The 5,589-nt window shown below is 66.5% G+C and carries 6 protein-coding genes; 2 read left to right on the top strand and 4 right to left on the bottom strand.

The window, feature by feature from the left end:
- On the top strand, positions 1–243 hold a 243-nt coding region (locus VLR48_RS02230; RefSeq protein ID WP_325290217.1), incomplete at its 5' end, for a putative PEP-binding protein.
- Between the two features lie 25 nt (positions 244–268).
- On the opposite strand, the gene VLR48_RS02225 is transcribed toward VLR48_RS02230, so the two are convergent.
- From VLR48_RS02225 to VLR48_RS02210, 4 genes are all read right to left on the bottom strand, one after another.
- The gene (locus VLR48_RS02225; protein WP_325290216.1) at positions 269–1,696 is read right to left on the bottom strand and encodes an FAD-binding oxidoreductase; all 1,428 of its coding nucleotides are present in this window, start codon (positions 1,694–1,696) and stop codon (positions 269–271) included.
- Positions 1,674–2,273, bottom strand: a complete 600-nt coding sequence (locus VLR48_RS02220) for a BON domain-containing protein (RefSeq protein ID WP_325290215.1) — start codon at positions 2,271–2,273, stop codon at positions 1,674–1,676. The genes VLR48_RS02225 and VLR48_RS02220 overlap by 23 nt, the downstream gene beginning before the upstream one ends.
- Before the next feature lie 64 nt (positions 2,274–2,337).
- Positions 2,338–2,736: a YraN family protein gene (locus VLR48_RS02215; protein WP_325290214.1), complete on the bottom strand. Its 399-nt coding sequence runs from the start codon at positions 2,734–2,736 to the stop codon at positions 2,338–2,340.
- Positions 2,733–4,592 (bottom strand): penicillin-binding protein activator, encoded by a 1,860-nt coding sequence (locus tag VLR48_RS02210; protein WP_325290213.1) that lies wholly within the window; start codon positions 4,590–4,592, stop codon positions 2,733–2,735. Before VLR48_RS02210 ends, VLR48_RS02215 begins: the two co-directional genes overlap by 4 nt.
- Before the next feature lie 33 nt (positions 4,593–4,625).
- On the opposite strand from VLR48_RS02210, the gene rsmI reads away from it, so the two are divergent.
- Positions 4,626–5,501, top strand: coding sequence for a 16S rRNA (cytidine(1402)-2'-O)-methyltransferase (gene rsmI / locus VLR48_RS02205; protein WP_325290212.1), 876 nt, complete (start codon positions 4,626–4,628; stop codon positions 5,499–5,501).
- Positions 5,502–5,589: the final 88 nt, after the last annotated feature.

Below are 5,589 nucleotides of genomic sequence, written 5' to 3'. Positions count from 1 at the left end.
GGAGAGATGGCGGGGGATCCGCTCGCGACCTTCCTCCTGCTCGGGATGGGCGTGCATAGCCTGAGTATGGGGGCGGGAAGCCTGCTGCGCGTGAAGCGCGTGATCCGCAGCATCAGCCGGGCACGGGCCCGCGAGGTGCTCAAGGTGGCCCTGCAATGCGAGGATGCGGCGTCGGTGAGACGCCTGCTTCTGGATGCGCTCGAGGCGGTCGGGCTCGGTGGCTTGGTGCGACCGGGCAAATAGCCGTGCCGAAACCTTTCGTTTCGGTTCAGCGATTCGTTTCAGGTTCCCGCGCGTTCTCCGGTAAGCCTTTCCCGGGATTGAGGATCCCCGCCGGATCGAATTGACGCTTGATGTCGCGCATCAGCGCGAGCACGGGTGGATCGATCTCGCGGGCGACGAAGTCGCGCTTGGCAATCCCGACACCGTGCTCGCCCGAGAGTGTCCCGCCGAGTTGTAGTACGAGCGAAAACATGGCATCCAGACACCGATGTGCGCTCTCGACGGCAGCCGGGTCGTCCGGGTCGATCAAGAGATTCACGTGGATGTTGCCGTTTCCGGCATGACCGAAGTTCACGATCTGCATGCCGCTTTCTTGCGACAACCGCTCCAGGCCATCAATGAGCTCGGCCATGCGCGAGACCGGAACTACGACATCCTCGTTGATCTTTTTCGGCGCGATATGGCGCAAGGCCGGGGAGAGCGCCTTGCGGGTCTTCCAGAGCGCGGCGACCTCCGCGGCCGACTCGGCGCGACGCATCTCGATCAGGCCTGCGTGTTGCGCGGCTGCGGCGACGGCGGTGACGGACTGATCGATACAGGCGGCGGGTCCGTCGACCTCGATCATCAGCAGTGCGCCGACGCCCTCGGGCAGATCGAGCCCCGCATGGCGCCGGACGGTGCGGATCGCCGCCGAGTCCATGATTTCGAGAGCGCAGGGGATCACGGGCTGCGCCATGATCGCCGACACGGCGGCCGCAGCCGCGTGGATGTCCGCATAGGCGGCACGCAGCGTGCGCTTGGCCTCGGGTAGCGGGGTGAGCTTCAGCGTGGCTTCGGTGATGAGGGCGAGTGTGCCCTCCGAGCCGATGATGAGTCGGGTGAGGTCGTAGCCGACCACACCTTTGGTCGTGAGCACACCCGTACGCAGTCGCTCGCCGCGACCGTCGATCGCGGTGAGTCCGAGCGTATTCTCGCGCGGCGTCCCGTACTTGACCGCCCTCGGTCCCGCCGAGTTGTAGGCGAGATTCCCGCCGATCGTGCAGCTCGCGGCACTGGTGGGGTCGGGCGGCCAGAAGAACCCGAAGGCGCCGACCGCGTGCTGGAGCTGCTCGTTGAGCACCCCGGGCTGCACGACGGCGAGGCGATCCTCCGGTGCGATGCGCAGGATGGCGTCCATGCGCTCGAAGGAGAGCACGATGCCGCCGCGGTCCGGAACAGTCGCACCGGTCGTACCGGTCCCGCGCCCACGCGCGACGAGCGGGACGCCTGCGTCGCGGCAGAGCACGACCAGCGCCGTAACCTGCGCCTCGTCTGCGGCGAAGACGACGCCTCGGGGCAGTGCGTGGAGTCTGCTGTTGTCGTACCCATAGGGCCAGCAGTCGGCCGGATCCGTGAGCAATCGTCCCGCGCCGGCGATCCGGGCAAGACTCTTCAGGAATCCCGAAGACAGCTCAGGTGTTGTTGTCGTCGACATACTCGAAGAGCTTCACCACACGCTCGACACCGGGCACGTAACTGGCCTTCTCGGCTGCGGCATCGGCCTCCGCGGGGCTCACGAGACCCATCAGAAAGACCACTGCGTCGCTGGTGACCACCTTGACCCGAGTCGGGTCGAATCCCGGCAGCCGCACGCCGATCAGGTCTGTCTTGACGCGACCCGTGAGATAGGTGTCTTGGGCTTGTCGGTTCAGGTCGAGACGGGGACCGACCTTGATCTCGTCGACGACCCGCTGGACCTTTCCGATGCGGCTGAGCAGCGTCGTGGCCTCTCGGGCCACCTCGGTCGTGTCGGCCGTGCCGGTGAGCAATAGGGTGCGGTTGTAGCTGGTGACCGAGATTTGGGAGCGGCCCCTGATCTCGGCATTGCCGAACAAGGCGCTCATCGCCTCGAGCTCGATCTGCTGATCGTCGAGGATGACGTTCGCCGGGCGGCGGTCGTGGACCGTGGCGGCGGTCCCGACGGCCGCTGCGCCGAAGAGCATCGGCGCGCAACCGGACAGGAGCGTCGCACCGATCAGCAGCAGGGCCGCTGCGGCGCGTCGTTGTTGCATGATCGACCGCACGGCCGCGCCGACTCGACCGAGCCGCGGCCGCATGAGGAGGTCGAAGGGAGGATTATGATTCAACGGAAAAGGCATTTTTGATCCACTCGATTCGGTCTTCGCCGCTGACCGCAACCACGTCGAATCGACAGGGTAACATGGTCGGGTGAGCTTGCAGATAATGGCTCGCGGCCGCCGTCAGACGCTGTTGCTTGCGTCGGTCGACCGTCTCGGCCGGCGTTCCGAAGCGCTCCGAGCGTCGGTATCGGACCTCGACGAAGACCAGGGTCGCGCCGTCGCGCATCACCAGGTCGATCTCGCCGAAGCGGCAGCGGTGATTGCGCGCGATGGGTTGCAGATGGCGGCGTTTCAGATAATCCTCGGCGAGCCGCTCCTTGGTGTCGCCGACATCCCGGGTTCCGACTGTTGCGTCGGTCGTCGCCGAGGACGGGCGACGCGTGTCGCCGCTCAAGGGGTCTCCGAAGCCGGCGTATCGGATGACTCACCCGCTTCGAGCACGCCCGTCTCGCCGAAGCGTCCGAGTGCGAGCTGGCGCTGGATGCGGCCCAGCGCGTCGAGCGAAAGACCGCCGGTTTGTCCCGGATAAAAGGCGCCCGGATTTTTGGCCAGCGCGGTCAGTCGCGGGGCGATGCGGTAGGCGTCGATCCCCATCGCGTACAGACGGGCCAGCGGATTGGCGACCTCGAACGAGGATCCGCTCAGGCGTCTGCGCGACAGAGCACCCTCTCCGCGACTGTTCAGCATCCAGGGGATATCGACGAAATAGAGCCCCGACAGGACCCGGTCTCGACTCGGATCGAAGACGCCCGAGTAGACGTGCGAGGTGGACATGACCGTCACCGACGATGCGCTCAGCCGGATCTGCGGATACAGCTTGTGCGCGAGATCGTTGGTCGCGACCAGGAAGACGACATCCGCCTGCGAGTCGCCGAGCAGGGTGCTCACCGTCTTCTCGAAGCTCCGCGCCGTCGGGTTGTAGACGGCTTCGGCCTCCAGCGTTCCGCCCAGTCGGCGCCACTGGTTGCGGAATGCGCTGGCGAGACGTGCTCCCCACGGCCCTTCCGGATAAAGCACTGCGGCGCGTTTCAGACCCATCGCGGCGGCCTTGTCGGCGACCTCCGTCGCCTCGTTCTCGGGCGAGAGCGAGAACTGAAAGAGATTCGCTGCGGGCTGGCTGTCGCGGGTCGTCTGATTCAGGGCCAGCGTCGGCACCGCGAGTGCGGGGCCGGCGGCGAGGCTGTCCACCGATTCCTTCTCGAGCGGGCCGATCACGTAGTCCGCGCCGCCCTCCACGGCCTTCGCGTGAATGGAGCGCGCGCGGGCCGTTTGGGTGCTGTCGATGAAGTCGAGCGCCGGTCGGTTGCCGCTGCTGTCCGCTCGGCTGGCGGCCTCGATACCGTCCTTCACCGATGTGGCGGCGCCCGCGAAACGTCCGCCGCGCGGGAGCATGACCGTGACGCTGTCGCCCGAGGCGTACCCCCCGGACAGGATCTTGACGTACGCCTCGGCCAATCTCGGATGGGCCGGATGACCGAGTCGTTTGGCCTGCTCTTGGCGATAGCGGGTTTGGAACGTCGCAGGATCCGCGCCTGCGTCGCGTGCCAAGAGCGCGATCTCCGCCCAGCCTTTCATGGCTCCGCCTGCGCTGCGTGAGAGATTGCGCAGTTGCTCGGTGCTCAGTGCGCTCAAGGTCGTGACCAGCGAGACCTGATTCAGCAGACGTGCATCTTCGTTGTCGAGCAGCCGATCGAGCGCGATCAGCGACTCGGCCGAGGCGACGGGATCATTGGCGAGACGCTGGGCGGCGGCGAGTGTCCCGAGCCGTTGAATCTTCAGATCCTTCGGCAAGGTTTGGACCTGCATGGCCTGGAGTCGCGCGATCGCATCCTTGGGGCGTCGGTCCAAGAGGGCGAGATCCGCCTCGATCAGCAGGAGCTGCGCGCGCTGCCCGATCGTGAGCGCCGGGCGCGAAATCTCGCCGATGGTCTTCTGTGCCTGCCGCGTGTCGCCGGCCATAAGGTAGGCGCGTGCCGCCTTCAACTGGAGTTGCTCGCGCGCCGGTGGCGTTGTTCCCTTTGCGATCTCCAGATAGGCCTTGGCTGCCGCGTCCGCCTGTCCTTGCGCGGCGAGCGCATCGGCTTGTCTCAGCGGCTCCCCCGCGACCGGTGCGAGCAGGCGCGCCTCGTCCCGGGCCGGATCGATCGCGCATCCGGCCAGTGAAAGGGCAACGAGTGAAACGGCAACGAGGAGAGCGATGACTGTGATCGGAGTGGACAGGGGACGGTGGTCAACGCGATTCTTGGGCATGATCCGTTCCGGTTTGAGACGTTGGGAGGCAGGGTGCAGCAGTCAAGGGGGGTACTATACGTGGTCGCCACGCCGATCGGCAATCTCGGGGACATGACCGATCGGGCGCGTAAGGTGTTGAGCGAGGTCGATTTGATCGCGGCGGAGGATACCCGCCAGACGCTTCGGCTGCTGAACCATTTCGGCATCTCGTCCAAGCTCGTGGCCTATCACGACCACAACGAGGCCAGTGTCGCGCCTCGACTCCTCGCCGAGATCGAGACCGGCCGGAGCGTCGCGCTCGTCTCCGATGCGGGTACGCCCCTGATCAGCGATCCCGGGTTCAGCCTCGTGGCCGCGGCGCGCGAGCGTGGCTTGACCGTCGTGCCTGTGCCGGGCGCCAATGCCGCCATCTGCGCCCTCTCGGCGGCGGGTTTGCCGAGCGATCGCTTCTTGTTCGTCGGATTCCCCCCGCGCACCCGGTCGCATCGCCTGGCCTGGCTCGGCGAGTTCAAGGGCGAGCGTGGCACGCTGATCCTCTACGAGAGCGGCAAGCGGATCCTCGCGACCCTGCGTGATCTCGGCGAAGCGCTGGGGGAGACGCGGCGCCTGGTCCTGGCACGCGAGTTGACCAAACACTTCGAGACCTTCCTCGTCGGCACCGCGTCCGAGTTGGCGCAGCGCCTCGAGGGCGACGCCGAGCAGCGCCTCGGCGAGCTGGTCGTCCTGGTCGAGGGGAATGCCGATACGGGCGATCCGGATCGCGCGGAGGCCGAGCGGGTCCTGCGCATCCTGGGCGAGACCTTGCCGCTGGCTCAAGCCGTGGCGATTGCCGCGCGCCTGACCGGCATCAAGAGGAACGCGCTCTACCGGCTCGGCCTCGAGCTGGATTTGGGTCAGGGTGTCGTGGGGACGAGCGACGAGAGTTAGTGGGGCAATGCAGAGATCCCGAGAGCGTCCGAGATCGTTGTCGTTGTCGTTGTCGTTGTCGTAATCGACCATCGGATACGACAACGAC

Source organism: Thiocapsa sp. (assembly GCF_035467215.1).
In the GTDB taxonomy this organism is placed as follows: domain Bacteria; phylum Pseudomonadota; class Gammaproteobacteria; order Chromatiales; family Chromatiaceae; genus Thiocapsa.
The sequence above is the reverse complement of the archived record's forward strand: the minus strand, read 5'-3'. Positions and strand labels throughout refer to the sequence as shown.

Coding starts and splice junctions, on each gene's coding strand:
- VLR48_RS02220 (WP_325290215.1), bottom strand. CDS start 2,273: ATGCAACAACGACGCGCCGCAGCGGCCCTGCTGCTGATCGGTGCGACG.
- VLR48_RS02225 (WP_325290216.1), bottom strand. CDS start 1,696: ATGTCGACGACAACAACACCTGAGCTGTCTTCGGGATTCCTGAAGAGT.
- VLR48_RS02210 (WP_325290213.1), bottom strand. CDS start 4,592: ATGCCCAAGAATCGCGTTGACCACCGTCCCCTGTCCACTCCGATCACA.